The organism is Micromonospora sp. ZG13 (assembly GCF_059359355.1).
In genome coordinates, this window is sequence record NZ_JCADBQ010000001.1 from 602,622 (window position 1) to 629,515 (window position 26,894).

Annotated in this window: 27 protein-coding genes; 15 read left to right on the plus strand and 12 right to left on the minus strand. The window is 73.0% G+C overall.

Annotated features, from left to right (window positions below; genetic code table 11):
* Positions 1-34 precede the first annotated feature (34 nt).
* Complete coding sequence (locus AC5L34_RS02890) at positions 35-844, plus strand: DUF3109 family protein (protein ID WP_101412897.1); 810 nt, start codon at positions 35-37, stop codon at positions 842-844.
* A gap of 58 nt (positions 845-902) precedes the next feature.
* Here AC5L34_RS02890 and AC5L34_RS02895 read toward each other — a convergent pair whose 3' ends face one another.
* A complete protein-coding gene (locus tag AC5L34_RS02895; RefSeq protein WP_088998216.1) occupies positions 903-1,586 on the minus strand; it encodes a response regulator in 684 nt (227 codons plus the stop codon).
* Between the two features lie 23 nt (positions 1,587-1,609).
* Positions 1,610-2,896 carry a sensor histidine kinase gene (locus tag AC5L34_RS02900; RefSeq protein WP_494823737.1) on the minus strand — a complete coding sequence of 429 codons (1,287 nt, stop codon included), beginning with the start codon at positions 2,894-2,896 and terminating at the stop codon, positions 1,610-1,612.
* 200 nt (positions 2,897-3,096) lie between these two features.
* On the opposite strand from AC5L34_RS02900, the gene phoU reads away from it, so the two are divergent.
* Positions 3,097-3,750, plus strand: coding sequence for a phosphate signaling complex protein PhoU (gene phoU, locus AC5L34_RS02905; RefSeq protein WP_357972793.1), 654 nt, complete (start codon positions 3,097-3,099; stop codon positions 3,748-3,750).
* Positions 3,751-3,814: 64 nt separating this feature from the next.
* On the opposite strand, the gene AC5L34_RS02910 is transcribed toward phoU, so the two are convergent.
* Positions 3,815-4,582: a phosphoglyceromutase gene (locus AC5L34_RS02910; RefSeq protein ID WP_441176104.1), complete on the minus strand. Its 768-nt coding sequence runs from the start codon at positions 4,580-4,582 to the stop codon at positions 3,815-3,817.
* Between the two features lie 149 nt (positions 4,583-4,731).
* On the opposite strand from AC5L34_RS02910, the gene AC5L34_RS02915 reads away from it, so the two are divergent.
* Both AC5L34_RS02915 and AC5L34_RS02920 read left to right on the plus strand, forming a co-directional pair.
* A complete protein-coding gene (locus tag AC5L34_RS02915; RefSeq protein WP_494823738.1) occupies positions 4,732-6,066 on the plus strand; it encodes an MDR family MFS transporter in 1,335 nt (444 codons plus the stop codon).
* A 112-nt stretch (positions 6,067-6,178) separates the two neighbouring features.
* Positions 6,179-7,552, plus strand: coding sequence for an MFS transporter (locus AC5L34_RS02920; protein ID WP_441176106.1), 1,374 nt, complete (start codon positions 6,179-6,181; stop codon positions 7,550-7,552).
* Between the two features lie 435 nt (positions 7,553-7,987).
* On the opposite strand, the gene AC5L34_RS02925 is transcribed toward AC5L34_RS02920, so the two are convergent.
* The 3 genes from AC5L34_RS02925 to mshA all read right to left on the minus strand — a co-directional run bounded on the left by AC5L34_RS02925 (position 7,988) and on the right by mshA (position 11,004).
* Positions 7,988-8,887, minus strand: a complete 900-nt coding sequence (locus tag AC5L34_RS02925) for a hypothetical protein (RefSeq protein ID WP_441176107.1) — start codon at positions 8,885-8,887, stop codon at positions 7,988-7,990.
* Positions 8,888-8,966: 79 nt separating this feature from the next.
* A complete protein-coding gene (locus AC5L34_RS02930) occupies positions 8,967-9,578 on the minus strand; it encodes a type III secretion system chaperone family protein (RefSeq protein WP_494823739.1) in 612 nt (203 codons plus the stop codon).
* Positions 9,579-9,639: 61 nt separating this feature from the next.
* Positions 9,640-11,004 carry a D-inositol-3-phosphate glycosyltransferase gene (gene mshA / locus AC5L34_RS02935; protein ID WP_441176109.1) on the minus strand — a complete coding sequence of 455 codons (1,365 nt, stop codon included), beginning with the start codon at positions 11,002-11,004 and terminating at the stop codon, positions 9,640-9,642.
* Positions 11,005-11,184: 180 nt separating this feature from the next.
* Here mshA and AC5L34_RS02940 point away from each other — a divergent pair, with 180 nt between their 5' ends.
* Together AC5L34_RS02940 and AC5L34_RS02945 are read left to right on the plus strand one after the other, a co-directional pair.
* Positions 11,185-11,946, plus strand: coding sequence for an SDR family NAD(P)-dependent oxidoreductase (locus AC5L34_RS02940; RefSeq protein WP_441176110.1), 762 nt, complete (start codon positions 11,185-11,187; stop codon positions 11,944-11,946).
* Positions 11,947-11,969: 23 nt separating this feature from the next.
* Positions 11,970-12,776: a class I SAM-dependent methyltransferase gene (locus AC5L34_RS02945; protein ID WP_494823740.1), complete on the plus strand. Its 807-nt coding sequence runs from the start codon at positions 11,970-11,972 to the stop codon at positions 12,774-12,776.
* Positions 12,777-12,827: 51 nt separating this feature from the next.
* Here the strand turns inward: AC5L34_RS02945 and AC5L34_RS02950 are convergent, their stop codons facing one another.
* Entirely contained in the window at positions 12,828-13,919 is a 1,092-nt protein-coding gene (locus tag AC5L34_RS02950) for a UDP-N-acetylmuramate dehydrogenase (protein ID WP_494823741.1), read from the minus strand.
* A 70-nt stretch (positions 13,920-13,989) separates the two neighbouring features.
* On the opposite strand from AC5L34_RS02950, the gene AC5L34_RS02955 reads away from it, so the two are divergent.
* The 8 genes from AC5L34_RS02955 (at position 13,990) to AC5L34_RS02990 (ending at position 21,974) form a co-directional block, all read left to right on the plus strand.
* Positions 13,990-14,751 (plus strand): maleylpyruvate isomerase family mycothiol-dependent enzyme, encoded by a 762-nt coding sequence (locus tag AC5L34_RS02955; RefSeq protein WP_441176113.1) that lies wholly within the window; start codon positions 13,990-13,992, stop codon positions 14,749-14,751.
* A 236-nt stretch (positions 14,752-14,987) separates the two neighbouring features.
* On the plus strand, positions 14,988-16,289 hold the full coding sequence (locus AC5L34_RS02960) for an ABC transporter substrate-binding protein (RefSeq protein WP_363896573.1): 1,302 nt from the start codon (positions 14,988-14,990) through the stop codon (positions 16,287-16,289).
* 76 nt (positions 16,290-16,365) lie between these two features.
* On the plus strand, positions 16,366-17,376 hold the full coding sequence (locus tag AC5L34_RS02965) for a carbohydrate ABC transporter permease (RefSeq protein ID WP_441176114.1): 1,011 nt from the start codon (positions 16,366-16,368) through the stop codon (positions 17,374-17,376).
* Positions 17,373-18,206 carry a carbohydrate ABC transporter permease gene (locus tag AC5L34_RS02970; protein ID WP_088998202.1) on the plus strand — a complete coding sequence of 278 codons (834 nt, stop codon included), beginning with the start codon at positions 17,373-17,375 and terminating at the stop codon, positions 18,204-18,206. Before AC5L34_RS02965 ends, AC5L34_RS02970 begins: the two co-directional genes overlap by 4 nt.
* A complete protein-coding gene (locus AC5L34_RS02975; protein WP_441176115.1) occupies positions 18,203-19,582 on the plus strand; it encodes a GH1 family beta-glucosidase in 1,380 nt (459 codons plus the stop codon). Before AC5L34_RS02970 ends, AC5L34_RS02975 begins: the two co-directional genes overlap by 4 nt.
* A 19-nt stretch (positions 19,583-19,601) precedes the next feature.
* Entirely contained in the window at positions 19,602-20,606 is a 1,005-nt protein-coding gene (locus tag AC5L34_RS02980; protein WP_101412912.1) for a LacI family DNA-binding transcriptional regulator, read from the plus strand.
* Between the two features lie 56 nt (positions 20,607-20,662).
* The gene (locus AC5L34_RS02985) at positions 20,663-21,076 is read left to right on the plus strand and encodes a RidA family protein (RefSeq protein WP_441176116.1); all 414 of its coding nucleotides are present in this window, start codon (positions 20,663-20,665) and stop codon (positions 21,074-21,076) included.
* 1 nt (position 21,077) lies between these two features.
* The gene (locus AC5L34_RS02990; RefSeq protein ID WP_494823742.1) at positions 21,078-21,974 is read left to right on the plus strand and encodes a GNAT family N-acetyltransferase; all 897 of its coding nucleotides are present in this window, start codon (positions 21,078-21,080) and stop codon (positions 21,972-21,974) included.
* A 130-nt stretch (positions 21,975-22,104) separates the two neighbouring features.
* On the opposite strand, the gene AC5L34_RS02995 is transcribed toward AC5L34_RS02990, so the two are convergent.
* The 4 genes from AC5L34_RS02995 to AC5L34_RS03010 form a co-directional block, all read right to left on the minus strand.
* The gene (locus AC5L34_RS02995) at positions 22,105-22,620 is read right to left on the minus strand and encodes an O-acetyl-ADP-ribose deacetylase (RefSeq protein ID WP_494823743.1); all 516 of its coding nucleotides are present in this window, start codon (positions 22,618-22,620) and stop codon (positions 22,105-22,107) included.
* A 1-nt stretch (position 22,621) separates the two neighbouring features.
* Positions 22,622-23,413, minus strand: coding sequence for an EI24 domain-containing protein (locus AC5L34_RS03000; RefSeq protein ID WP_494823744.1), 792 nt, complete (start codon positions 23,411-23,413; stop codon positions 22,622-22,624).
* 78 nt (positions 23,414-23,491) lie between these two features.
* On the minus strand, positions 23,492-24,295 hold the full coding sequence (locus AC5L34_RS03005; RefSeq protein WP_441176120.1) for a MerR family transcriptional regulator: 804 nt from the start codon (positions 24,293-24,295) through the stop codon (positions 23,492-23,494).
* Positions 24,288-24,824 carry a VOC family protein gene (locus AC5L34_RS03010; protein WP_494823745.1) on the minus strand — a complete coding sequence of 179 codons (537 nt, stop codon included), beginning with the start codon at positions 24,822-24,824 and terminating at the stop codon, positions 24,288-24,290. Before AC5L34_RS03010 ends, AC5L34_RS03005 begins: the two co-directional genes overlap by 8 nt.
* 149 nt (positions 24,825-24,973) lie before the next feature.
* Between AC5L34_RS03010 and AC5L34_RS03015 the strand changes: the two genes are divergently transcribed.
* Positions 24,974-25,960, plus strand: coding sequence for a helix-turn-helix transcriptional regulator (locus tag AC5L34_RS03015; RefSeq protein ID WP_441176122.1), 987 nt, complete (start codon positions 24,974-24,976; stop codon positions 25,958-25,960).
* Here AC5L34_RS03015 and AC5L34_RS03020 read toward each other — a convergent pair.
* On the minus strand, positions 25,951-26,865 hold the full coding sequence (locus AC5L34_RS03020) for an SDR family oxidoreductase (RefSeq protein ID WP_441176123.1): 915 nt from the start codon (positions 26,863-26,865) through the stop codon (positions 25,951-25,953). The two genes, AC5L34_RS03015 and AC5L34_RS03020, sit on opposite strands and share 10 nt — an antisense overlap.
* Positions 26,866-26,894: the final 29 nt, after the last annotated feature.

Sequence of the window (26,894 nt, forward strand, 5' to 3'; positions counted from 1 at the left end):
GACCGGTGGGGGCGCCGGGCGTACGCTGGGCCGGGTGACAGGCCAGATCGAACTCCGCGTGCTGGTGGACGACCCGGACGACCCGCGCAGCCGCGAGGTGCCCCTGGACTTCCCCCGGGAGTGGATCGAGTTCACCGACCCGGCGGACGACAACCACCTCATCCGGGCCGACCTGACGTGGCTGCTCTCCCGCTGGACGTGCGTCTACGGCCGGGGCTGCCACGGCATCGTCGCCGGCCGGGCCGCCGACGGCTGCTGCTCGCACGGCGCGTTCTTCACCGACTCCGAGGACGAGCAGCGGGTCCGGGCCGCGGTCAAGCGGCTGACCCCGGCGACGTGGCAGCACTTCCGGCGCGGGTTCAAGAACTGGACCGAGAACGACACCATCGACGGCAAGAACTCCGCCCGCCGCACTGCCACGCAGGGCGCGGACGGGCCGTGCGTCTTCCTCAACGACGCCGGCTTCCCGGCCGGCGCCGGGTGCGCCCTGCACGCGCAGGCGCTGCGCGACGGGGTGCATCCGCTGGAATACAAGCCGGACGTCTGCTGGCAGCTGCCGATCCGCCGCGACCAGGAGTGGGTGAAGCGGCCGGACAACACGAAGGTGCTGGTCTCCACGCTCTCCGAGTTCGACCGGCGGGGCTGGGGCGCCGGCGGGCACGACCTGGACTGGTGGTGCACCTCCTCCACCGACGCGCACGTCGGCACCGAGCCGATGTACGTCTCCTACGGCCCGGAGCTGACCGCGCTGGTCGGCGCCCCCGCGTACGCGAAGCTGGCCGAGGTCTGCGGGGCACGCGGGCGGCAGGGCCTCATCGCCCCGCACCCCGCCGACGGCGCCTGACACCGACCGACGACGAAGGGGCCCGCGTGCGGCGCGGGCCCCTTCGTGCGTACGCCGGTCAGGGCTCGAACTTGTAGCCCAGACCCCGCACGGTGACGATGAAGCGCGGGGCGGACGGCTCCGGCTCGACCTTGGAGCGCAGCCGCTTGACGTGCACGTCGAGGGTCTTGGTGTCGCCGACGTAGTCGGCCCCCCAGACCCGGTCGATGAGCTGGCCCCGGGTGAGCACCCGGCCGGCGTTGCGCAGCAGCAGCTCCAGCAGCTCGAACTCCTTGAGCGGAAGCTGCACGGGGGCGCCGTCGACGGTCACGACGTGCCGCTCGATGTCCATCCGCACCGGGCCGGCGGCCAGCGTCGGGCCGCCCGACTCGGCGGCCTCGGCGCTCTGCCGCCGCAGCACCGCCCGGATCCGGGCGACCAGTTCCCGGGGCGAGTACGGCTTGGTCACGTAGTCGTCGGCGCCGATCTCCAGGCCGACCACCTTGTCGATCTCACTGTCCCGGGCGGTGACCATGATGATCGGCACGTGCGAGCGCTGCCGGAGCTGCCGGCACACCTCGGTACCGGACATCTCGGGCAACATCAGGTCGAGCAGCACGATGTCGGCGCCGGTCCGGTCGAACTCGGTGAGGGCGGAGGTGCCCGTCGCGGCGACGGAGACCTCGAAACCCTCCTTGCGGAGCATGTACGACAGGGCGTCGGAGAACGACTCCTCGTCCTCGACCACCAGAACGCGGCTCAACGGGACTTCCTTTCCATGTGCTGTCAGGCCTGCCGGAGTTCGGCCGGAGCGGCCTCGATCCCAGCGGAGGGTGGTGTCGCCGGGACCTCGTCGGGGGGACGGGTGGGCAGCCGGAGGGTGAACGTCGATCCACCACCAAGAGTGCTCGACACCTCCACCCTTCCGCCATGGTTGCCGGCGATGTGTTTCACGATGGCCAGCCCCAGGCCGGTGCCGCCGGTGGAACGGGACCGGGCCTGGTCGGCCCGGTAGAACCGTTCGAAGATCCGGTCGACGTCGGTCGGGGCGATCCCGATGCCCTGGTCGGCGACGGAGATCTCCACGTGTTCGTCGGTGGCGCGTGCGGTGATCCGGACGGTGGTGTCCTCGCCCGAGTAGTTGACGGCGTTCTCCACCAGGTTGGACACGGCCGTGGCGAGCTGGGTGTCGCTGCCGTGGACGGTCAGGCCCCGCTCGGCGTCGACGGTCACCTCGATCCGGCGGGCGGCGGCGGAGGTGCGGGTCCGGTCGATCACCTCGGCGATGACCCACTCGACCGCGACGGGCTCCGGCGGCGGCTGCGGCTCGGCGCCCTGGAGCCGGGTCAGCTCCAGCAACTCCTGCACGAGGCGGCCCAGCCGGGTCGACTCGTGCTGGATGCGCTCGGCGAACCGGCGGGCGGCGACCAGGTCCTCGGAGAGGTCGGGCGCGCCCGCGCCGGCCGGTTCGGTGGCGTCCAGCAGCGCCTCGGCGAGGAGCTGGAGGGCCCCGATCGGCGTCTTGAGCTCGTGGCTGACGTTCGCGACGAAGTCGCGCCGGACGCGCGCCAGCCGGTGCGACTCGGTCACGTCGGACGCCTCGACGGCGATGAAGCCGGCCCCGATCCCCATCGCCCGCAGGTGCACGCCGAGCGGGTTCACCCCGGCGTTGTCGCGGCCCCGGGGCAGGTCCAGCTCGATCTCGCGCCGCACGCCGGTGCGCCGCACCTGCCCGGCGAGCGTACGGATCAGGGGGTGGGCGGCGATCGAGCCCTGGGTGGGGCCGGTGCGGAGCAGCCCCATCGCGCGGGCGGCCGGGTTGACCAGGACGGGCAGGTCGTCGGGGTCGAGTACGACCACGCCGGCCCGCAGCGAATCGATGGTCCGGCGACCGATCCCGGACTGCGGATCCTCGGCTATCGGGAGCCTCCCGGAGGTGTTGGGGAAGCCGGACCGGCTCCCCGCCCGCGTGGCGCGCTCGCCCAGCGCCGGGACGAACCGGGGCAGCAGCACCCCGGCGATCAGCCCGACCGCCAGTCCCACGGCCACCGCGACCGTCACCGCCCATTCCACCCGGCGATCGTAGGGTCATTGTTAACCTGGCAACCACCACAAATGGGATGAATCACCTTCACTTCCGGGAAAGTTCACTCCCGCGCCGAGCGTCGTTCACCGGGGTTCACCTCGGGTCCCCCCGTCCGACCTACCGTGGGCGGCGCACCTGCTCCCCGCCGGCCTCCCGGGCCGGCGACCACCGACCACAGGACGTGACAATGCGCGACGAGTTCCGGGCTGACCTGCAGATCGTCAGCCAGCTGCTGGTGGACATGGCGGAGGGGGTCCGGGCCGCGATGCGGCAGGCCACCCGCGCCCTGCTCACCGCGGACCGCCGGGCGGCCGAGACGGTGATCGAGCGGGACGCCGAGATCGACGAGCTCTACCGGCACGTCGAGGAGCGGGTCTGCGACCTGCTCGCCCGGCAGGCCCCCGTCGCCTCCGACCTGCGCGCGATGATCACCGCGCTGCACGTCGCGGCCGACCTGGAGCGGATGGGCGACCTGGCCGACCACGTCGCCAAGACCGCCCTGCGCCGGCACCCCTCGCCGGCCGTTCCGGCGGAGCTGCGACCGACCTTCACCGACATGGCGGCCATCGCCGACCGGATGGCCATCAAGATCGGCTCGGTGCTCGCCAAGCCCGACGCCGACCTCGCCGCCGAACTCGACGGCGACGACGACGCCATGGACGACCTGCACCGCAGCCTGTTCGGGCTGCTGCTCGGCGAGGACTGGCCGTACGGGGTGGAGACCGCCATCGACGCCACCCTGCTCGGCCGCTTCTACGAGCGCTTCGCCGACCACGCCGTCAACGCCGGCGAACACGTGGTCTACCTGATCACCGGGCAGACCACCCCCACGGCGAACTGAGCCGTACGCGAAGGGCCCCTCCCCCGCGCAACCGCGCCGGGAAGGGGCCCCTTGCGTGCCTGGGTCAGCGGCCCTGGTTGGCCACGGCGGCAGCGGCCGCCTTCGCGGCGGCCGGGTCCAGGTAGGTGCCACCCATGGTGAGCGGGCGCAGCTGCGGGTCCAGGTCGTAGCGCAGCGGGATGCCCGTGGGGATGTTCAGCTTGGCGATCGCGGAGTCGGAGATCTGGTCCAGGTGCTTGACCAGGGCGCGCAGCGAGTTGCCGTGCGCGGCCACCAGCACCGTGCGGCCGGCCAGGATGTCCGGCACGATCGAGTCGTACCAGTACGGCAGCATCCGCTCGACGACGTCCTTGAGGCACTCGGTGCGGGGCATCAGCTCGCCCGGCAGCAGCGCGTAGCGCGGGTCGCCGACCTGCGAGAACTCGTCGTCGTCGGCGATCGGCGGCGGCGGGGTGTCGTACGAGCGGCGCCAGAGCATGAACTGCTCCTCGCCGTACTCCTCCAGGGTCTGCTTCTTGTTCTTGCCCTGGAGGGCGCCGTAGTGCCGCTCGTTGAGCCGCCACGACCGCCGCACCGCGATCCAGTGCCGGTCGGCGGCGTTCAGCGCCAACTCGGCGGTGCGGATCGCGCGGCGCATCACGCTGGTGTGCACCACGTCCGGCAGCAGGTCGTGCTCGCGCAGCAGTTCGCCGCCGCGGCGCGCCTCGGTCTCGCCCTTCTCCGTCAGGTCGACGTCGACCCAGCCGGTGAAGAGGTTCTTGGCGTTCCAGTCGCTCTCGCCGTGCCGCAGCAGGACCAGCGTCCCGACGGTGGGCCCCTCGCTAGCAGTCATGCCGATCATCCTGCCGCACGCCGTCGGACGACGCGCGGGCAGTGGTCGTGACGACCACCACGTGGAAAATGCGCTGCCCGGAGATCCGGCCTGGCACTAGGTTGTAAGGCGCAACAATCAAGACGGTCATTACGGGCGGGGGCGCCGACGTGCGGACGATGCAGGGCTGGTTCCGGGAGACCACCGGCGGCCTGCCGGTCACCTTCTGGTACCTGTGGGCCGGCACCCTGATCAACCGGCTCGGCTCGTTCGTCCTGGTCTTCCTGGCCATCTACCTGACGCAGGAGCGCGGCTTCTCCCCGGCCCAGGCGGGGCTGGTGCTCGGCCTGTGGGGCGTCGGCGGCGCGGTCGGTACCACCGCCGGCGGCACCCTGAGCGACCGCTGGGGCCGACGGCCCACCCTGCTCACCTCGCATCTCGGCGCGGCCGCCATGATGCTCGCCCTCGGCTTCGCGCGGGAACTGTGGGCCGTCGCGCTCGGCGCCCTGCTGCTCGGCATGTTCGCCGAGGCGGCCCGGCCCGCCTTCGGCGCGATGGTGATCGACGTGGTGCCCGAGAAGGACCGGCTGCGGGCCTTCTCGCTGAACTACTGGGCGATCAACCTCGGCTTCGCCAGCGCGGCCATCCTCGCCGGCCTCGCCGCCGAGGCCGGCTTCCTGCTGCTCTTCGTGGTCGACGCGACCACCACCGTGATCACCGCGCTGATCATCTTCGTCAAGGTCGGCGAGACCCGGCGGCCCCCCGTCGTCGGCAACGGCCACAAGGGCGCCGGCGCGCCGGCCGGGGCGCTGCGCACCATCCTGCGCGACCGGGTCTTCCTCGGCTTCGTGACGCTCAACCTGTTCGCGGCGCTGATCTTCCTCCAGCACATCTCGATGCTGCCGATCGCCATGGGCGACTCCGGTCTCAGCCCCACCACCTACGGCTCGGTGATCGCGCTCAACGGGGTGCTGATCGTGGTCGGGCAGCTCTTCGTACCCCGGCTGATCAGGGGCCGGAGCCGGTCGCACGTGCTCGCCCTCGCGTCGGTGGTGATGGGCGTCGGGTTCGGGCTCACCGCCTTCGCCGACACCGCCTGGTTCTACGGCCTGACCGTGCTGATCTGGACGGTCGGCGAGATGCTCAACTCGCCGTCCAACGCCACCCTGATCGCCGAACTCTCCCCCGCCGAGCTGCGCGGCCGCTACCAGGGGGTCTTCTCGCTCTCCTGGCAGGGGGCCGCCGCGATCGCGCCGGTCCTCGGCGGCCTCGTCCGGGAGCAGGCCGGCAACGCCCAGCTCTGGCTCGGCTGCGCCGCCATCGGCGCGCTGATGGCGGTCGCCCACCTGGTCTCCGGCCCGACCCGGGAGCGGCGGGCCACGACGCTGCGGGCGGCCACCGGTCCCGCCGTACCGGTGGTGGCGATCCAGTCGCCCGCCCCGCAGGCGGCCGAGGCGGCAGCGACGGCACCCGCCGAGCCGGCGACGGTCGACGCCCGGGCGTAACGGGCGCGGAGCAGCCGGCAGGGCGGTGACCAGCGACACCCTGGCGCGCCGGCCGACGGCTTCCTACGGTCTAGGGCGGTTCGGTTAGGAAACAAAACTGTCGGGAGGACCGGTGCGGGGGTTGCGCCGCTGGCTGGACGACACCGCGGGTGGGCTCCCCGCCACCTTCTGGTACCTCTGGGCCGGGCTTCTGATCAACCGGGCCGGCGCCTTCGCGATGCTCTTCCTGTCGCTCTACCTGACCGACGCGCGGGGCGCGAGCGAGGCGCTCACCGGGACGGTCGTCGGGGCGTACGGGCTGGGCGGGGCGGCGGGCGTGCTGCTCGGCGGGGTGCTGGCCGACCGGTGGGGGCGGCGGTCCACCCTGCTCGCCGCCCACCTCGCCACCGCCGGGCTGATGGTCGGGCTGGCCTTCAGCCGGCACCTGGCGATGATCGCCGCGCTCGCCGCCCTGGTCGGGGTGGCGCACTCGATGCCCAGTCCCGCCTTCGTGGCGGCGATCGTCGACGTGGTGCCCGAGCGGCGCCGCTCCCGGGCCTTCAACCTCCAGTTCTGGGCGTTCAACCTGGGCATGGCCGTGGCCTCGCTGCTGGCCGGCCTGCTCGCCGAGGCGAGCTTCGTGGCGCTCTTCCTGGTCGATGCCGCCGCCACCGTGCTGGCGGCGGCGGTCATCGCGTGGAAGGTCCCGGAGACGCTCCCCCGCCGCCCCGCCGGCCTTCCGCCGATCTTGGACAGTTCCCGTTCCGACCGGACGGATGGCGTCCAAGACCTTCGGTCGGCGGCGGTCGGCGGCGGGGCAGTGGGGCGGCAGCGGCGGGCCCGGTGGCTGGGGCGGGCGGGGCGGCAACGGCAGCCGGGGCTGCACACCGCGCTGACCGACCGCACGTTCCTCACCTTCGTCGGCCTGACCTTCGTCCTGGCCGTGTTGACCATGCAGACGTCGACGATCATGCCCCTGGCGATGCGGTCGGACGGCCTGCGCCCGTCGGCGTACGGCGCGGTGGTGGCGCTCGGCGGGGTCCTGATCGTGCTCGGGCAGCTCTTCGTGCCACGGCTGATCGAACGGCACCGCAAGGATCGCGTCCTGGCCGTCTCCACCGCGCTGCTGGCGATCGGCTTCGCCACCCTCGCGTTCGCCGACGACGTGGTGGTCTACCTGGCGGCGGCGGTGGTCTGGACCGTCGGCCAGATGCTCGCCGCACCGCCCAACGCGCAGATCAACGCCGACCTCGCCCCGCTGGAGCTGCGGGCCCGCTACCAGTCGGTGTTCTACCTGGCGTTCCCGGCGGCGTCGTTCGTGGCGCCCACCCTCGGCGGGGTCAGCCTCCAGTACCTCGGGGACCGGCACTGGCTGATCGTCGGCGGGCTGGGACTGCTGGCCGCCGGCTGCCACCTGCTGGCCGGCCCGCCCCGCGAACGGCGCGTCGCCGCCCTCCGCCGCCGCTCCGCCCCCCTCCCGTCCCCGGCCCCCACCGCCGTGCGGTGACCCGGGGGTCGAGGCTTGCCGCCGGCATCGCGCCGAGGGGCCCGCGAGAGAGGGCCGGACAGCAGAACGCCCACCGCGACTCGTGATCGCGATGGGCGCTCGCACCGTATGACCGGCGGCGGCGGGCGAAGCCCACCCCCGTAGGCGTCGCCCGCTCGCGCCGCCGGTCCAAACAGGTGGCCACCGTCCCCCAACGGTGTTGTTCCACCCGTCCCCTGCGCCTCACTCGGTGCACGGATCTGATCGATCCACCGCTCCCCCGAACGGTTCCAAGCGTGGCGCGGTGCAATAAAGTTAGTTCGCCCGGTATTACGAAGACAACCTGAATGGGCTGTCTCGCTGGTCACAGCTCCGGTGTCCCACCCGGGGGGTGACCGCTGTTCCGGTCTCGGTCAGCCGAACAGCGCTTACCCGCCCGCCATTCCCCGAAACACGTCAGCCGTCCTCACGATCGGGCGATTCCGTACGGAAGAAGTTGCTCGGCCGGCCGTCACGCAACTGCTCCTGGTAGATCAGGTTCAGCTTCCGCTCGTCGAAGGTGCGGAACCACTCGCCCCAGGTGATCTCGCGGATCCGGCTGCTCTCCCGGTAACCGGGCATGTTGAAGGTGAGCACGCCGGCCCGCCCCGCCCGCTCGGTGCCCGCGATCGTCGCCGGTTTGGCGCCACGCTCCCGCGCCCAGCGCTGGATCACCTCGTGGTTGGTGGTCACCAGGCTGCGGCCCGGACGCTCCGGCCGATCAGCGGTGGACGAGATGAGCTGCGAGGAACGCACCGACCGCGAGGTGCTCCGCCCGGTCCGTACGCCGGTCGTCGTGCCCCCGCGAGGCGTGCCCGCCCGCGCCGGGGCCGGCGCGGCCTTCCGGGCCGCCGACGTGGTCTTCCTGGCCGGGGCCGCCTTCGCGGCGGCCTTCCTGGCCGGGGCCTTCTTCGCCGCCGCCTTCTTCGCCGGGGCGGCCTTGTTCGCCGCCTGCGCCCGGCCCGGTGCGGCCTTGCCCGCCGCCCGGCCCGACGCGGCCTTCTTGGTGGCGGCGGCCCGCCCGGCGGACGCCCGGGTGCCCGTCGCCCGACCGGCCGGCCCGGTGCTGCGACGCGCGGCGCCGCCCGCCGGACGCTCCGCCCGCAGGGTCTTCGCCAGCGTCTTCACCAGTTCCGGCTTGCGCAGGGCGGAGATGCCGGAGACCCCGCGCTTGCGGAGCTGCCCCCGGATCTCGTCCACCTTCATCCGGGAGATCTCGGATTCGGAGATCGTCGGGGTGTTCGGGGTCTGGTTGCCCGCCTGCCGTTTCGTCCTGGTCGCAGTCCCGCCGCGACCTGAGCTGTTCCGCTGAGCCATGGGACGCTCACGCTCCTCGACAGTTGGTCCTCGGCGCGCGGCGGGTCCCAGTGCCGCACCGCGCGGTGCGGCATACCCGTCAGGACCGGTCCGAACCTCCGACCCGGGCACCTGTGCCCGAGGCGTCGCCGGACTGCCCGGCGGCGGCCGGCTGGCCGGGATCGGCGGCGGCCGGCTGGCCGGAATCGGCGGCGGCCGGAGACGGCTCGAAGAGGTGCGCGAACGCCGCGAGGTTCGCGGTGGACTCGCCCCGCTTGACCCGCCACTCCCACTCCCGCCGGATCGAGCTGCCGAAGCCGATCTCCAGCATCGTGTCGAAGGACTCGTCGGCGTACGTCAGCACCGCGCCCAGCAGCCGGTCCAGCTCGTCGGCGTCGATCCCGGCGGGGTTGACGCGGCCGGTCAGGTAGACGTCGCCGACCGCGTCGACGGAGAACGACACGCCGTACATGCGGGCGTTGCGCTGGAGGAGCCAGGCCCACAGCTCCTCGCGGCGCTCGTCCGGCTGGCGCATCACGAACGCCTCGATCCGCAGCGCGTGCTCGCCGACGATCAGGTTGCAGATCGTCTTCAGCTTGTGGGTGCCCGGCAGCGTGACCGCGTACGAGCCCGGGCCGGTCGACTCCCAGGCCAGTTCCCGCTCGTCGCAGACCGACTCGATCAGGGCCGCAAGATCGCTCTTCCCGCTCATCGGATCCACTCTACGGCCGCCACCGCCCTGGCACCGGGCGACGGCGGCCCGGCCCGGTCGGTCACCAGGAGCAGGACATCGCCGGCCCGCAGGCCAGCTCGGAGGCGAGCCGGGACCGGTGCGCGGCGATCGCCTCGCCGTAGACGGTGAGCAGCCCGGAGGCGGTGCGGTGCCAGGAGAAGTTGCGGGCGTGCCGCGCAGCGCCCCGGGCCAGCTCGGCGCGGCGGAGCCGGGCCGGCAGCAGGCGGGCGAGCGTACGGGCCCAGTCGGCCGGGTCGTGGCCGTCGATGAGCACGCCGCTGACCTGGTCCCGGACGGCGGTCACGAGGCCGCCGACGGCGGCGGCCACCACCGGCGTACCGCAGGCCTGTGCCTCCAGCGCGACCAGGCCGAAGGATTCGTTGTACGACGGCACCGCGACCAGGTCGGCGGCCCGGTACAGGGCGGGCAGGTCGTCGCCGGTGCGCGGGGGCAGGAAACGCACCCGGTCGGCGACGCCGAGCGTCGCGGCCAGCTCCATCAGGGCGGTCGGGCGGTCCAGCCCGCTGCCGCTGGGGCCCCCGCAGATCACCACGGTCACCTCGTCGGCGAGCCCCGGGTCGCGCTCGCGCAACGCGGCCACCGCGCGGATGAGCACGTCCGGGGCCTTCAGCGGCTGGATGCGGCCGACGAAGGCCACCACGTACCCGGTGGCGGGCAGCCCGAGGCGCCGACGGGCGTCGGCGACGACGCGGTCGCGGTCGCCGGGGGCCGGGCGGAACCGGTCCAGGTCCACACCGGGCTCGACCACCGCGACCCGGGCCGGGTCGGCGTCGTACCGGTCGATCAGGTCACGGGCCTCGACCGTCGTGTTCGCGACCAGCCGGTCGGCCTCGGCGACCACCTGCTCCTCGCCGATGACGCGCGCCTTCGGCTCGGGCCGGTCACCGGCGGCGAGCTGGGCGTTCTTGACCTTCGCCAGGGTGTGCGCGGTGTGCACCAACGGCACCCCCCAGCGCTCCTTGGCCAGCCAGCCGACCTGCCCGGAGAGCCAGTAGTGGGAGTGGATCAGGTCGTAGTGGCCCGGCGGACGGGCCGCCTCGGCGCGGAGCACGCCCGCGGTGAACGCGCAGAGCTGCCCCGGCAACTCCTCCTTGGTGAGCCCCTCCAGGGGCCCCGCCGGGACGTGCCGGACGTGCACGCCCGGGGCCGTCTCGACCACCGGGGGGAGGTCGCCGGAGGTGGCCCGGGTGAAGATCTCCACCTCGACGTCAGCCTCCGCCAGCCGGCGGGCGATTTCCAGGATGTATACGTTCATCCCCCCCGCGTCGCCGGTGCCCGGCTGGTGCAGAGGGGAGGTGTGTACCGAGAGCGTCGCGATCCGCCGGGGGCGGGGCCACGGTCGCGCACCGCGCTGACGACCCACACCGGTGTGCAACTCCGCCACGTCCGCTCCCTTTGTCACGGTTTATGCCGTCGGCACGCCCGGCGCTTAACGGACAACGTCCTCGGCCGATGTCATCTTCCCCATCGGGCATACCTAATGCGCCGGGACGACCCCCGGGCGTGACGGACCTCATCACCGCGCCGCCGGCATTCGTCCCGGTACCGCGGGGAGAATGACCGGATGACCTCTGTCGCCGTCGTCACCGGAGCGTCCAGCGGGATCGGGGCGGCCACCGCCCGCCGCCTCGCCGCCGAGGGCTTCCACGTGCTCGCCGCCGCGCGGCGTACCGACCGGTTGGCCGCCCTGGTGGCCGAGATCGAGGGCGCCGGCGGCGCGGCCACCGCCGTGGCCTGCGACGTCACCTCCGACGAGTCGGTGGCCGGCCTGGCCGACGCGGCGGCGGCCCTGGGCCCGGTGACGCTGCTGGTCAACAACGCCGGCGGCGCGCGCGGCCTGGATCCGGTCGAGTCCGGGTCCGTGGGCGACTGGCAGTGGATGTACGACGTCAACGTGCTCGGCACGCTGCGCGTCACCCAGGCGCTGCTGCCCGCGCTGGAGGCGTCCGGGGCCGGCACCATCGTGGTCGTCTCCTCGACCGCCGGCTTCACCGTGTACGAGGGCGGGGGCGGCTACGCCGCCGCGAAGCACGCGCAGACGGCGATCGCCGGCACGCTGCGGCTGGAACTCTGCGGCCGACCGGTGCGGGTCATCGAGATCGACCCCGGCATGGTCCGCACCGACGAGTTCGGGCTGGTCCGCTTCGCCGGGGACGCCGAGCGGGCCGCTGCGGTCTACACCGGGGTCGCCGAACCGCTGGTCGCCGAGGACGTCGCCGACTGCGTCGCCTGGTGCGCGACCCGCCCGCAGCACGTCAACGTGGACCGACTCGTCGTACGCCCGCTGGCCCAGGCCGCCCAGCACAAGGTGCACCGGGTCGGCTGAGCCGGCCCGGACGGTCACCGACGATGGCGGGCACGGCGCGGCACCGTCCGCTGGGCGTGGTCACCCGGGGTACCACGAACCCCAACCGGCTGCGCCGGGTGGACAACTGGATCGTCGAGACCTGCGGCGAGGCGCTGCGCGGGGCGGCCGACCCGCTGGTGGTGGACCTCGGCTACGGCGCCAGCCCGGTGACCGCCGTCGAACTGCGTACCCGGCTCGCGACCGCCGTCCGCCCCGACGTACGGGTCGTCGGGCTGGAGATCGATCCGGTGCGCGTCGCCGCCGCCCAGCCGTCCGCCGACCCGCCCGGGCTCACCTTCGCCCGGGGCGGGTTCGAGCTGGCCGGGCTGCGCCCCGCCCTGGTCCGCGCGTTCAACGTGCTGCGCCAGTACGACGAGCACGAGGTCGCCGACGCCTGGCGCACCATGACCGTGGGGCTGGCTCCGGGCGGGCTGCTGGTCGAGGGCACCTGCGACGAGCTGGGGCGGCTCGGCGGCTGGCTGCTGATCGACGCCGACGGCCCCCGTACGCTCACCCTGGCCGCGAAGCTCACCACCCTGGACACCCCGGCGGAGCTGGCGGAACGGCTGCCCAAGGCGCTGATCCACCGCAACGTCCCCGGCGAGCGGATCCACGACCTGATCCGTGCCCTCGACGACGCCTGGCAGGCCGCCGCCGGCTACGCCCCGTACGGCCCCCGCCAACGCTGGCTGCGCGCGGTCTCCGCCGTCCGCGAGGCGGGCTGGCCGATCCTCGACGGCCCCCGCCGCTGGCGCCACGGCGAACTGACCCTCCCCTGGCCCCGGATCGCCCCCACCACCGCACCCTGACCCCGCCCGGCACGGGACCGGCGGCGCGGGCGGGAGGGCGGGAGGGCGGGGTCAGATGGTGCAGTTGATGAGGATCGGTTCGGGGTGGAGGGTGACGCCGAAGCGGTGGTGCACGCCGTCGCGGATCTCCCGGGCGAGCTCGACCAGGGACGCGGTGCTGGCGGTGCCGCTGCGGTTGGTCAGGGCGAGGGTGTGCTTGCTGGAGATGGCGACGCCCTCCGGCCCCGGGTGGCCCTTGCCGAAGCCGGCCTTGTCGATCAGCCAGGCCGCGCTGACCTTCACCACGTCACCCGCGCCCGGCCAGGCGGGCGGCTCGCCGATGTCGGCGGCGCGCTCGCACAGCAGCTCGTACGCGGCGACGTCCAGCACGGGGTTGGTGAAGAACGAGCCGACCGAGCGGGTGTCCGGGTCGGCGGGGTCGAGCACCATGCCCTTGCCGGCGCGCAGCCGCAGGACCGTGGCCCGGGCGTCGGCCAGCGGCACCCGCTCCCCCACCTGCACGCCGAGCGCCCGGGCCAGTTCCGCGTAGCGCACCGGGCCCGACAGCGGCGAGCGGGCGAGCCGGAAGTCGACGGAGAGCACCACCCAGCGGTCGCTGTACTTGAAGATGCTGGAGCGGTATGCGAAGCCGCAGTCGGCGGCGGCGATCCGCCCGACCGTCCCGTCGACCCGGTCGTGGACCTGCACGCCGGTGATGGTCTCGGCGACCTCCTGCCCGTACGCGCCGACGTTCTGGATGGGGGTGGCGCCGGTGGAGCCGGGGATGCCGGAGAGGCACTCCAGGCCGGACCAGCCGTTGGCCACGGTGGCGGCGACCAGCTCGTCCCAGGGCTCGCCCGCCTCGACGCGTACGGTGACGCTGTCGGCGTCCTCGGCGACGACCCGCAGGCCCCGGGAGCGCACCAGGACCACGGTGCCGGGGAAACCGGCGTCGCCGATCACGACATTGCTGCCGCCGGCGAGGAGCAGGACCTGCTCGTCGCGTTCGGCCGCCTGCCGCACCTCCCGGACGATCCCGTCGGCGTCGGTGCCGGCGACGACGCGGCCGGCCGGACCGCCCAGGCGTAGCGTCGTGTATCGCGCCAGGTCGCACGTCGTGGCGGGTTCGGTTCCGGTTGTCGGCTGGGCGTAGACGTCTGACACGCCTTTCACCCTAGGCTGAGGGGTAGCCGCGGCGCCCACTGGTGGCCCGGTCACCCCCAGGAGGATGGCGATGAGCAGACTGCATGGCACGAAGGACTTCTGGATGGGAGCGCTCCGGGCGGAGGGCCCGGCGTTCGCCGCAGCCGTGGCGGAGGCGCCGCCGGAGACACCGGTGCTGTCCTGTCCCGGCTGGACCGTCGCCGACCTGACGCTGCACCTGACCTCCATCTACCGCTGGGTGCACTCGTTCGCCGGCTCCGGCGCCACCACCCCGTCGCCGGGGAGGTCCGAGCCGGTCGAGCCGGAGCCCGGCGTCGCCCCGCTCCAGCTCTGGCAGCAGGCGTACGACCAGCTGATGACCCTCTTCGACGGCCTCGACCCGGAGGCCCCGGCGTGGAACTGGGCGCCGCAGCCGAAGAGGGCGGGCTTCTGGCCGCGCCGGATGGCGCACGAGACCGCGGTGCACCGCTGGGACGCCCAGCTCGCCATCGCGGCGGGCGAGCCGGTCGAGGCGAAGCTCGCCGCCGACGGGGTGAGCGAGATCCTGGACACCTGGCTGCCGGCCGGCCGGCGCCGCACGGCGGGCCAGTGGCGCGGGGTCGTGCAGCTCTCGGCCGTCGACGCCGGCCAGGAGTGGTTCCTGCGGCTGCGCGGCGAGGGTGTGGCCCTGCTCGACACGGCCACCATCTTCGACCACGACGACCACCACGCGCGGGCGCAGGTGAGCGGCACCGCGAGCGACCTGCTGCTGGCGCTCTGGGGCCGGCTCGGCCTCGACACGCTCGACGTGGCCGGCGACCGCAGCCTGCTGGAGGGCCTCCGCGTCGGCTGAGCCCCGCCGCGCGGAGCCGGGCCCCGAGGGCTCCGCGTAGTCCCACCGCACGTCCTGAGAGAGTGGCCGCCCGGCACAGGCGGCCACTCTCTTCGCGTCCGACCCCTCAGAACTGCGGAGAGCGCTCTCTTGACACCGGCGGGACCCAACCACCACCCTGTCGTGAGAGCGCTCTCTCAGCTCTGCTCCACCACCTGCCTCACCACCTCAGACGACCTGAGAGGGGTCCGACCGAAATGGGTGTCTTTCCGCGCCGCCGCCTCGCGGCGGTGGCCCTCGTCGCCGCCAGCGCGCTGCTCGCCACCGCCGGCTGCGCCGGCGACGAACCTGCCGAGGACGGCAAGATCACGTTGACCGTCGACGTGTTCAGCCAGTTCGGCTACGAAGAGCTCTACAAGGAATACATGGCCAGCCACCCGAACGTGAAGATCGTCGAGCGTGGCACGGGCACCAACCTCGACGACTACTCGCCGAAGCTGACCCAGTGGCTCGCCGCCGGCAAGGGCGCGGGCGACGTCGTCGCCATCGAAGAGGGGTTGATGGTCGAGTACAAGGCCAACCCCGACAACTTCGTCAACCTGCTCGACCACGGCGGCGCCGAACTCCAGGGCAACTTCCTGGAGTGGAAGTGGGAGGGCGGCAAGACCAAGGACGGCAAGCTGATCGGCCTGGGCACCGACGTCGGCGGCATGGCCATGTGCTACCGCAAGGACCTGTTCGCCAAGGCCGGCCTGCCCACCGACCGCGAGGCGGTCTCGAAGCTCTGGCCGACCTGGCAGGACTACATCAAGGTCGGCGAGCAGTTCAAGGCGAAGAACACCGGCGCGGCGTTCCTGGACGCCGCGACCAACATCTTCAACACGATCGTGCTCCAGACGGCGGGCAACGCGCAGGGCTACCACTACTACGACACCAGCGACAACCTGGTGGTGGACAGCAACCCGGCGGTGCGCCAGGCCTGGGACACCACGATGGACATCGTCGACTCCGGCCTCTCCGGCAAGTACGGCTCCTGGTCGGAGGAGTGGGTGTCGGCCTTCAAGCAGGCCAAGTTCGCCACCATCGCCTGCCCGGCCTGGATGACCGGCGTCATCGAGGGCAACGCCGGCGCCGAGGCCAAGGGCAAGTGGGACATCGCCCGGGTGCCCGGCAACGGCGGCAACTGGGGCGGGTCGTGGCTCGCCGTACCGACCCAGAGCAAGCACCGCGCCGAGGCGATCGAGCTGGCGAAGTTCCTGACCAGCGCCAAGGGCCAGATCGGGGCGTTCAAGGCCAAGGGCCCGCTGCCCTCCTCGCCGCAGGCGCTGGCCGACCCCGCGATCGTCGAGGCCAAGAACGCGTACTTCTCCGACGCCCCTGTCGGGCAAATCTTCGGCGAGGGCGCCAAGACCCTGAAGCCCGTCTACATGGGACCGAAGAACCAGGCCGTACGCACGGAGGTCGAGAACGCCGTCCGGACGGTGGAGCTGGGTCAGCGCAAGCCCGACCAGGGCTGGACGGACGCGGTCAACAACGCCAAGAAGGCCGCCGCCAAGTAGCCCGAGCCGGGGATGCGGGCGGGCGGGCGCCGGGGGCGCCGGTCCCGCCCGCACCCGGGAAAGGAGTGGTCCGGGCATGACCGTCCAGCTCGACGCGCGTCCGCCGGTCGCACCGGCGCCCCGCACCGGCCGGCGCCCGCCGGCGATGCGGTTCAGCCGCCTCGACACGAAGTACTCGCCCTACCTGTTCATCGCCCCGTTCTTCGTGCTCTTCGGGGTGTTCGGGGCGTATCCACTGATCTACACCTTCTGGGTCTCCCTGCACGACTGGGACCTGCTCGGCAGCAACCACCCGTTCGTCGGGCTGGAGAACTACAGCCGGCTGCTGGCCGACGCCGACTTCTGGCACGCCGTCGTCAACACCCTCGGCATCTTCGTCATCTCCACCATCCCGCAGCTGCTGGCCGCGCTCTGGCTGGCCAACCTGCTCAACCGGCAGCTGCGGGCCCGCACGACGTTCCGGATGGCGGTGCTGATCCCGAACATCACCTCGACCGCCGCGGTCGCGATCGTCTTCGGGGTGCTCTTCGGTCGCGAGTTCGGCATGGTCAACTGGCTGCTCGACCTGGTCGGCATCGACGCGATCGCGTGGAAGTCGAACCGGTTCGCATCCTGGGTGGCCATCTCCACCATGGTCGACTGGCGGTGGACCGGCTACAACGCGCTGATCTTCCTCGCGGCGATGCAGGCCATCCCGCGCGACCTGTACGAGTCGGCCGCGATCGACGGGGCCGGCCGGGCGCGGCAGTTCTGGTCGATCACCGTGCCGCTGCTCAAGCCGACGATCATCTTCACCGTCATCATCTCCACCATCGGCGGGCTCCAGCTCTTCACCGAGCCCCGGCTGTTCCACTCCGGGACCAACCCGATCCGGGGCGGGACGCTACGGGAGTCGCAGACCGTGACCATGTACATGTTCGAGAACGCCTTCGCACCCCACTACAACTTCGGGTACGGCTCGGCGGTGGCGTGGCTGCTCTTCGCGCTGATCGCGGTCGTCGCGGCGATCAACGTGCTGCTCCTGCGCCGGCTCGGCGGCGCGAAGCCCCCGAAGGAGGACGCGAAGTCCAAGGAGGTAGCGCGATGACCCGCCTCTGGGCCGCCAGCCGGCTCACCTACGCCGCGCTGATCGCCGCCGGGGTCCTGTCGATCTTCCCGATCTACTGGATGTTCGTGGTGGCGAGCCGCTCCAACGACGCGATGGGCCAGCTACCGCCCCCGGTCACCCCCGGCGGCAACTTCGGCGCGAACGTGTCCCGGCTGCTCAACAACACCGACGCGTACTTCGTCGCCGGCCTGGTCAACTCGGCGATCGTGGCGACCACGGTCACGGTCTCGGTGGTCTTCTTCTCCACCCTGGCCGGGTTCGCCTTCGCCAAGCTGCGGTTCCGGGGGCGCAACGCGCTGCTCATGGTGATCATCGCGACGATGATGGTGCCCACCCAGCTCGGCGTCATCCCGCTCTACCTGCTGATGACGAAGCTGAACTGGAACGACCGGCTGCCGGCGGTGATCGTGCCGGCGCTGGTCACCGGCTTCGGGGTGTTCATGATGCGGCAGTACGCCGGCCAGGCGGTCAGCAACGAGCTGATCGAGGCGGCCCGGGTGGACGGCTGCAACACGGCGCGGATCTACTGGAACGTGGTGCTGCCGGCGCTGCGCCCGGCCGCCGCCGTACTCGGGCTGCTCACGTTCATGACGACCTGGAACGACTTCCTCTGGCCGTACGCTGTCCTCAACGACCCGGAGAACCCGACCGTGCAGCTGGCCCTGCGCACCCTGTCCGACGGGTACTACACGGACATGTCGCAGGTGTTCACGGGGACAGCCATCGCCACCCTCCCGTTGTTGCTGGTCTTCGTCCTGTTCGGCCGCCAGATCATCGGCGGCATCATGGAAGGTGCGGTCAAGGCGTGAGCACTCTGCGATTCCCCGACAACTTCGTCTGGGGGGCGGCCACCGCCGCGTACCAGATCGAGGGCGCGGCCACCGACGACGGCCGCGGGCCGTCGATCTGGGACACCTTCAGCCGTACGCCGGGCAAGGTCCACCACGGGCACACCGGCGACGTGGCCTGCGACCACTACCACCGGTACGCCGACGACGTGGCGCTGATGGCGGAGCTGGGGCTCGGGGCGTACCGCTTCTCGGTGGCCTGGCCCCGGATCCAGCCGGACGGCACCGGCCCGGTCAACCCGCGCGGCCTGGACTTCTACGACCGGCTGACCGACGCGCTGCTGGCCCGGGGCATCGACCCCATCGTCACGCTCTACCACTGGGACCTGCCGCAGGCCCTCCAGGACCGGGGCGGCTGGACCAACCGGGAGACCGCCGAGCACTTCGCCACGTACGCCACGGCGGTGCACACCCGCCTCGGCGACCGGATCCCCACCTGGACCACGCTCAACGAGCCGTGGTGCTCGTCCTACCTCGGCTACGGCAACGGGGTGCACGCCCCCGGCGAGCAGGACGCGGGGGCGGCCTTCGCCGCCGTACACCATCTGCTGCTCGGGCACGGCCTGGCGGCCCGCGCGCTGCGCGCCGCCGGCGCCAGGACCGTCGGGATCACGGTCAACCCGGCCGACGTGCGCGCGGCCGACGCGGACAGCGCCGCGGACGCGGCGGCGGTCCGCCTGGTCGACGGCCTACACAACCGGATCTTCCTCGATCCCCTGCTGCGCGCCGCGTACCCCGACGACGTGCTGGAACACGTGGCCCGGATCGTCGAGCCGACGTTCATCCGCGACGGCGACGAGAAGCTGATCGCCGCCCCGATCGACCTGCTCGGCATCAACTACTACGCCCCCACCTACGTCGCCGGCCGGCCGGACGGCGCGGGCGGCAGCGCCTACCCGGGCACCGAGGGCGCGGTGGAGTTCCTGCCGCCGGCCGGGCCGCTGACCGACATGGGCTGGATGATCGAACCGGCCGGGCTGACCCGGCTGCTGGAACGGATCGCCACCGACTACCCCGGTGTGCCGCTGATGGTCACCGAGAACGGCGCGGCGTTCCCCGACAAGGCCGGCGCGGACGACAGCAACGGCGCCGGGCAGGTGCTGGACGCGGACCGGATCGCCTACCTCGACGGGCACCTGCGCGCCGTGCACGAAGCGATCTCCCGGGGAGTGGACCTGCGGGGCTATCTCGTATGGTCGTTGTTGGACAACTTCGAGTGGGCAGAGGGCTACCGTCGACGGTTCGGGATCATCCACGTCGACTACCTGACGCAACGACGCACACCGAAGTCCAGCGCCCGGTGGTACCAGGAGGTGATCTCCCGGAACGGGCTGTGACGAGGCGGTGGTAACGGGGATGACGACGGCGCAGCGGCCGACACTGGAGGCGGTGGCCCGACGGGCGGGGGTCTCGCGGGCGACCGTGTCCCGGGTGGTGAACGGCTCCATGACGGTCGCCGAGCCGATCCGGGAGGCGGTCCGCCGGGCGGTGGCCGAGCTGGGGTACGTGCCGAACCTGGCCGCCCGCAGCCTGGTCACCCAGCGGACCGACTCGATCGCCCTGGTGCTGCCGGAAGCCGCCACCCGGGTCTTCTCCGACGACCAGGTCTTCCCCGGGATCATCCGGGGCGCGGCGCAGGAGCTGGAGGCGGCCGACAAGCAGCTCGTGCTGATGCTGGCCGGCTCCCCCGCCGGGCACGACCGGGTCGAGCGCTACACGACCGGCCGGCACGTCGACGGGGTGCTCTTCGCCTCGCTGCACGGCGAGGACCCGTTGCCCGGCCGGCTCGCCCGGCTGGGCATCCCCGTCGTGTGCAGCGGCCGGCCGCTCGACGGCGCGGACGTGCCCTACGTCGACGTCGACCACGTCGGCGGGGTGGCCACGGCGGTGCGGCACCTGCTGGACGGCGGGCGCCGCCGCATCGCCACCATCGCCGGCCCGCAGGACATGGTGGCCGGCATCGAACGGCTCGCGGGCTACCGGAACACCGTCGCCGAGGCCGGGCTGCCGCAACTGGTGGCGACCGGCGACTTCACCCGCGAGTCGGGGGCGACGGCGATGCGGCAGCTCCTCGCCGAGCACCCCGACCTGGACGCGGTCTTCGCCGCCTCCGACCTGATGGCGCACGCCGCCCTGCGGACGCTGCGCGAGGCGGGACGGCGGGTGCCCGACGACGTGGCGGTGATCGGCTTCGACGACATCGAGACGGCCGCGTACACCGAGCCCCCGCTGACCACCGTCCGCCAGCCGATCGTGCAGCTGGGCCGGCAGATGACCCGGCTGCTGCTGCGGCTGGCCGCCGGCGAGGCCATCGAGCCCGTGGTGCTCCCCACCGAGCTGATCGTCCGCGAGTCCGCCTGACCGGCCGGCGGATAACCGGTCGAGCCGCGCGGGGGTCCGGCGGTAGCGTCGCCGCCGTGACCCCACCGACCCGGCTGATCCGCGTACCCGCCCTCTCCGACGTCGCCGAGTACGCGTACGCGGCCACGGTCGAGCCGCCCGCCCGGCTGGTGTTCACCGCCGGCGCCTGCCCGCTCGACGCCGAAGGCCGGACCGTCGCGCCCGGCGACCCCGTCGGCCAGGCACGGCAGGTGATGACGAACCTGGAGACCGCCCTCGCGGCGGCCGGGGCCCGGCTCACCGACGTCGTCAAGACCACCGTGTACGTGGCGTCGTCCCGCCAGGCCGACCTGGTGGCCGTGTGGGAGGTGGTCCGGGACGCGTTCGGCGACCACGAGCCGCCCAGCACCCTGCTCGGGGTGGCCGTGCTGGGCTACTCCGACCAGCTCGTCGAGGTCGAGGCCGTGGCCGCCGTACGCGGGGAGGGCTGACGTGCGGATCCGCGCCGCCCACCCCGACGACGCGCCCGCCGTGGTGGCGCTGCGCGCGCTCGTGCACCCCTACCTGGTACGCGGCGTCGAGTCGACCCGGCGCATGATCGCCCAGCCCCCGCCCGACGAGGACTGGGCCGCGTACGTCGTCGAGGTGGACGGCACGGTGGTCGGCTGGGTGTCGGCGTACCGCAACGCCCAGACCTCGCAGGCGGACGTCGGGGAGGTCGCCACCCTGCACGTGCACCCGGAGCACCGGGGTCGGGGCGCCGGCACCGCGCTGCTGACCGCCGCGCTGGGGCACCTCCGCGACATCGGGGCGCGTACGGTGCGCACCTGGGCGCTGCCGGAGTCGCTGCCGTTCGCCCGCCGGCACGGCTTCACGCCGAGCCGGGAGCTGCGCTACTCGGCGCTGGACCTGCGGCCGGCCCCGCCGATGCCGCAACCGCCGCCGGGCGTACGCCTGCTCCCGCTGACCGACCTCGACCCGCGCCGGGTCCACCGGGCCGAGGTGGCGGCGGCGGCGGACGAACCGGGCGACGTTCCCGCCGACGCGATCAGCTACGAGAACTGGTACTCCGAGGTCTGGGACAACCTTGGCCTGGACCGCGCGGCCAGCACCGTGGCCGAGGCCGGTGACGAGATCGTGGCGTTCAGCCTCGTCAAGCGCGACGGCGACCGGATGTGGTCGGACTACACCGGCACGCTGCCGACGCACCGGGGGCGCGGGCTGGCCCGCCTGGTCAAGACGGCGGCGCTGCACCGCGCCGCCGCCGGCGGGGTACGCGTCGCCTACACCTCGAACGACGAGGCGAACGCGCCGATGCTGGCGGTCAACGTCGGGCTCGGCTACCGCCCGGTCGGTTCGAGCTGGTCGTGCCTGCGCGAGCTCGCCTGACGGTCCGGGTCATCCGGCTGCCCGCCCGAGGTACAAGGCCAGCCGGCGGCCCGGAGGCGATGCTGCTGCCGTCGGGGAGGAGTTCGGCCCGAGGGCCAGGGCCAGCCGGCGGCCCGCCCCGAGGTCCGGGTCATCCGGCGGCCCGCACCCGCTGGGCGACCGCCAGGGTCTCGGCGCCGAAGAGCACCAGCCGGGCCTCGGTGACGTGCGCCGGGGTGGCCGAGCCGAGCACCGACAGGGCCTGCCGGACGGCGTCCTCGACCGGCCAGCCGTAGACGCCGGCCGAGATCAGCGGGAACGCCACGGTGCCCGCACCCAACTCGTCGGCGACCCGCAGGCTGTTCGCGTAGCAGTCGCGCAGCAGCGGCGAGCGGTCCTCGTCGGTCGACCAGACCGGCCCGACCGTGTGCACCACCCAGCGCGCCGGCAGGTCGCCCGCGGTGGTGGCCACCGCCTGGCTGGTCGGCAGGCCGCGCCCGTACCGGGAGGCGCGCAGCGCCCGGCACTCGTCGAGGATGGCCGGCCCGCCCCGCCGGTGGATGGCGCCGTCCACTCCCCCGCCGCCGAGCAGCGACGAATTGGCGGCGTTGACGATCACGTCCACCCGCTGCGTCGTGATGTCGCCCCCGACCAGGGTGATCTCCACGTCAGCCCTCCGTGACGGACTGGCCGAGTGAGCGGCGGGCCAGCAGGGTCGCCCCGGCGACGGCGGCCGGCATGACGAGCACCGCGCCGAGCGGGATCAGGAAGCAGACGAAGACCGCCACGCCGAAGCCGAGCGTGGTCGGCCGGTCCGCCTTGAGGTGTGCCCGCCGCTCCGGCAGCCGCATTCCGCGCCGGTAGAAGGGGGCCCCGACCAGCTCCACGGCGAGCAGCCAGCCCCCGACCGCCGCCCCGATCACCGGCACCACGGTCTGGCCGACCACCGGGATGAATCCGGCGGCGAAGAGCGGGATGCCGAAGAGGATCGACAGGCCCACCAGCCGTACCGAGTCGGCGAGGCTGCGCCGCAGCGACGGCCAGAACGGCACGTCGACCGCGCCGGGCGTGCCACCGAGACGCTCCTCGACCCGTTCGGAGATCTTCTCGTAGAACGGGTCGCCGATGACCAGGGTGACGGCGGTGAAGGTGACCACCGCGAGCAGGCCGCCGATGCCGAGGAAGGCCAGCCCGGCGACCACGCGGACGAGGCTGCGCGAGGTGGTCGACCAGTCGTCGGCGAACGGGGTGACCAGTGCGGCCAGGTCCTCGACGAAGTACGCCAGGGTGGCGAACGCGGTCACGAAGAGCGCGCCCGAGATCAACGCCGGGATGACGCCGAGCAGCATCAGCCCGGGGCTGCGGACGTAGAGACCGAGGCCGCGCAGGAGCAGGCCCACGCCGGTGAAGAACCGGCCGGCGGCGCCGGTCACGGGCGCGGCGATGCGGGGTGCGTTCACGACCGCAGAGCCTAGTTGTACCCGGTCATGAGGGTGATCGCAGCCGGCCGACTGACGGCGGGCCTCCGGACCCGCGCTCTACTGCCAGGTGGCGGTGTCGGGGTCGATGTCGTGGGCGCGTGCGCTGGCGTCGATGCTCTGCCGGAACCACGTGGTGAGGCCGGCACGGATGCCGTCGTAGTGGGCGGCGAATGCCGGATCGGCCTCGTACCTGCGGCCGAGACAGACCTGCATCTGCCTGGTGAGGGGAAAGTACGAGGAAAAGACCTCGCGGTGCCGCTCGACGAGTCGATTCGCCTCCGGGCTGCCAGGGGTGACCCCGGCGTCCATCGCGTCGCCGAGGGCACGGTCGAGGTCGGCAACGGTGTCGGCGACGGCCTGCCATTCCTCCGGGCTGCGAGAGGCTGCGCGTTCGGCGTACTGCTGCCATTGCGTCGTGTCTCCGTAGCGGTCGCGGGCCTGGGCGTGCCGGTCCGGGTCCCACTGGGGGCCGAAGATCGCGGCCTGCTGCTCGACGGTCAGCAGCAGGCCGCGCTCGTGGGCGTCGATCATGCGATCCAGGCCGGCGCTGAGCTGCTGGAGACGGTCGATCCGCTGGGCAACCTGGATGCGCTGCGCGCGCAGTGCGCCGGGCACGTCTGCGGTCGAGTCGTCCAGGATGGCCCGGATGCTGTCCAGGCCGAGGCCAATCTCCCGGTAGACGAGGATGCGGTGCAGGCGTTCCAGATCGCCGGCGGTGTAGAGCCGGTAGCCGGCAGTCGTGCGCAGCGACGGTCGCGCCAGACCGATGTCATCCCAGTGGTGCAGCGCGCGGACCGTCACGCCCAGACGCGTCGAAACCTGGCCGACGGTCAGGCCATCGGCGTCGGTGGCATCAGGCATGCTCCTCATTGTCGCCGCGACCGCCGCCCGGTGGAGTGATCCCGATGGCTTCAAGGTTCCGCGCCTCCTGGCTGGCCGGATCAAAGGGCTTCGCCGCAGTGAAGACGATCCGTGCGTTCTCGGGGGTGATCACCTCCACGTCGCGGGTGTTCCAGGGGGTGTCCCGGGGGCCATCGACCGAGTTCGGGCTCACCGCACGACACGCCTCGACAAGGGGATCGATCTGATAGAGCACGCACGAGAAACTGAAGCTGACCGCGGGTGCCTGCGCCGGGACGCTCGCCGCCGAGCGGAGGAGTACGTCCTGGAACGCCCACCGGCGCAGGTGCACGAGCGTGCCGGGGATGCTGAACAGCTCGAAGAACCCGAGCCCACGAGTCCAGAAGTCCACCGACGCCGCCAGGTCTCTCGTGGGGATCGTCACGAACGCCGGCATCGCATAGATGCCCCGGAACGGCTCCGGCGCCACCGCGTCCGGGCCGGGATCGGGCACGGGACTCATCTCGAAAGCGTCGTAGTAGTCACTCATGCACCCCACCCTGGGGCCTTACGCAGCGTGAGGGTCAAGCCGCATCGGTGCCGGTCCCACCGCTGGCCGCGACCAACGTCGTGGCCGCGGTCCACCCAGGAGGCGGACCGCCGGCTGGGGACGTCGAGCGGGGACGGCAGGATGGATACGTGCGGGCGGCCCGGTTGATCTCGTTGGTCCTGCTGCTCCAGGCGCGGGAGACGATGACCGCGGCGGAGCTGGCGCGGGAGCTGGAGGTCTCCGAGCGGACGGTCTACCGGGACGTGCTGGCGCTCTCCGCCGCCGGGGTGCCGGTCTACGCCGACCGGGGCCGCGCCGGTGGCTACCGGCTGCTCGGCGGCTACCGGACCCGGCTGACCGGGCTGACCCGGGACGAGGCGGAGGCGCTCTTCCTGGCCGGGCTGCCCGGACCGGCGGGCGACATGGGGCTCGCCGACGCGGTGGCCTCGGCCGAGCTGAAGGTGCTCGCCGCGCTCCCACCGAGCCTGCGCGACGCGCCGGTGCGCACCGGGCAGCGCTTCCACCTGGACGTGCCGGGCTGGTTCCGGGAGTCCGGGCCACCGCCGTGGCTGACCGAGCTGGCCGGCGCGGTGTGGCGGGACCGGATCGTCGAGCTGCGCTACCGGCGCGGCGACCGCGAGGTCGAACGGGAGGCGCACCCGTACGGGCTGGTCCTCAAGAACGGGGTCTGGTATCTCGTCGGCCGGGTCGGCGGCGCGTACCGCACGTACCGGGTGGACCGGGTCACCCACGTCGAGGTCCAGACCACGACCTTCGACCGGGACGCCGGCTTCGACCTGGCCGGATACTGGCGGGAGCAGGCCGAGGAGTTCCTGCGCGGCATGCTCCGGGCCGAGGTCACGGTGCGGCTGAGCCCCGTCGGCCTGCGCCGGCTCCGCTTCGTCGCCGACGGGCCCTTCGCGTACGACGAGGCGCTCGCCGCGGCCGGCGAGCCCGACGGGCGAGGCTGGGTGGTGACCCGCCTGCCCGTCGAGTCCGTCGACGTCGCGTACGCCCAGTTGCTGTCCCTGGGGCCGGAGGTGGAGGTGCTCGGCCCGCCGGAACTGCGGGAGCTGATGGTCGACGCCGCCAGGCGGTCCGCCGCCGTCTACCGGGTCGCGCCCGTTCAGCGGTAGCCGGTCACGTCGGCCGGTCTGCCTGTCTCCACCACCTCGGTGATGTAGCGGAACCCGTCCGGCCGGCTGCCGTCGACGTCGGTGAACCCGTACACCTGGGCCAGTTCGCCGGCCGAGACGGATGCCTGGTTCCAGCGGGCCCGGTCCTCGTCGGCGGCGAGCGCGGCGACCGCGCGCCCGACGAAGGCCGGGGTCTCCGAGATGAGGAAGTGCGGATCCTTGGCGGCGCCGTCCCGCCAGGTCTCCTCGGTGACCCCGAAGTGCTCCAGCATCGCCTCGGACCGGATCCAGCCCGGTGTCAGCGCCACGGCGGTGCCGCCGTGCGGCTTCAGCTCGTGCCCCCAGACGTACGCCAGCCGGTTGACCGACGTCTTCGCCAGGTCGTAGAAGACCGACAGCCGGTAGTGGGTGTCGTTGTACGCCTTCGTGCCGTCGCCGACCTCGACGACCAGCCCGCCGGGGCGGCGGATCATCAGCGGCAGCGCGAAGTGGGCGGTGACGACGTGCGTGTCGATCGCCAGGCGCAGGCTGCGGAAGCCGGCCTCCAGCGGCTGTTCCCAGACCGGCTTCTCCCAGGTGGTCAGGGGGTCGCCGCCCCAGATGTCGTTGACCAGCACGTCGAGGCGACCCTGCTCGGCGTCGATCCGGGCGACGAGGTCGCGGACCTGCTCGGGGACGAGGTGGTCGACCCGTGCCGCGATGCCGGTGCCGCCGGCGGCGGTGACCAGCTCGGCGGTCTCCTCGATGGTCTCCGGGCGGTCCATCTCGGAGCGGCCGGCCCGGCTGCTGCGGCCGGTGGCGTAGACGGTGGCACCGGCGGCGCCGAGCTGGACCGCGATCTGCCGGCCGGCGCCCCGTGTCGCCCCGGCGACGAGCGCGATCTTTCCTGTCAGCGGTTTCGTCATGCGGCGAGCCTGTCAGCGATACCTGACAA

Bases quoted from the DNA above. Each gene is read 5' to 3' on its own strand.
- phoU (WP_357972793.1), top strand. From the start codon at position 3,097: ATGCGCGACGAGTTCCGGGCTGACCTGCAGATCGTCAGCCAGCTGCTG.
- AC5L34_RS02910 (WP_441176104.1), bottom strand. From the start codon at position 4,582: ATGACTGCTAGCGAGGGGCCCACCGTCGGGACGCTGGTCCTGCTGCGG.
- AC5L34_RS02925 (WP_441176107.1), bottom strand. From the start codon at position 8,887: ATGGCTCAGCGGAACAGCTCAGGTCGCGGCGGGACTGCGACCAGGACG.
- AC5L34_RS02930 (WP_494823739.1), bottom strand. From the start codon at position 9,578: ATGAGCGGGAAGAGCGATCTTGCGGCCCTGATCGAGTCGGTCTGCGAC.
- AC5L34_RS02940 (WP_441176110.1), top strand. From the start codon at position 11,185: ATGACCTCTGTCGCCGTCGTCACCGGAGCGTCCAGCGGGATCGGGGCG.
- AC5L34_RS02945 (WP_494823740.1), top strand. From the start codon at position 11,970: ATGGCGGGCACGGCGCGGCACCGTCCGCTGGGCGTGGTCACCCGGGGT.
- AC5L34_RS02955 (WP_441176113.1), top strand. From the start codon at position 13,990: ATGAGCAGACTGCATGGCACGAAGGACTTCTGGATGGGAGCGCTCCGG.
- AC5L34_RS02960 (WP_363896573.1), top strand. From the start codon at position 14,988: ATGGGTGTCTTTCCGCGCCGCCGCCTCGCGGCGGTGGCCCTCGTCGCC.
- AC5L34_RS02965 (WP_441176114.1), top strand. From the start codon at position 16,366: ATGACCGTCCAGCTCGACGCGCGTCCGCCGGTCGCACCGGCGCCCCGC.
- AC5L34_RS02970 (WP_088998202.1), top strand. From the start codon at position 17,373: ATGACCCGCCTCTGGGCCGCCAGCCGGCTCACCTACGCCGCGCTGATC.
- AC5L34_RS02980 (WP_101412912.1), top strand. From the start codon at position 19,602: ATGACGACGGCGCAGCGGCCGACACTGGAGGCGGTGGCCCGACGGGCG.
- AC5L34_RS03005 (WP_441176120.1), bottom strand. From the start codon at position 24,295: ATGCCTGATGCCACCGACGCCGATGGCCTGACCGTCGGCCAGGTTTCG.
- AC5L34_RS03010 (WP_494823745.1), bottom strand. From the start codon at position 24,824: ATGAGTGACTACTACGACGCTTTCGAGATGAGTCCCGTGCCCGATCCC.
- AC5L34_RS03020 (WP_441176123.1), bottom strand. From the start codon at position 26,865: ATGACGAAACCGCTGACAGGAAAGATCGCGCTCGTCGCCGGGGCGACA.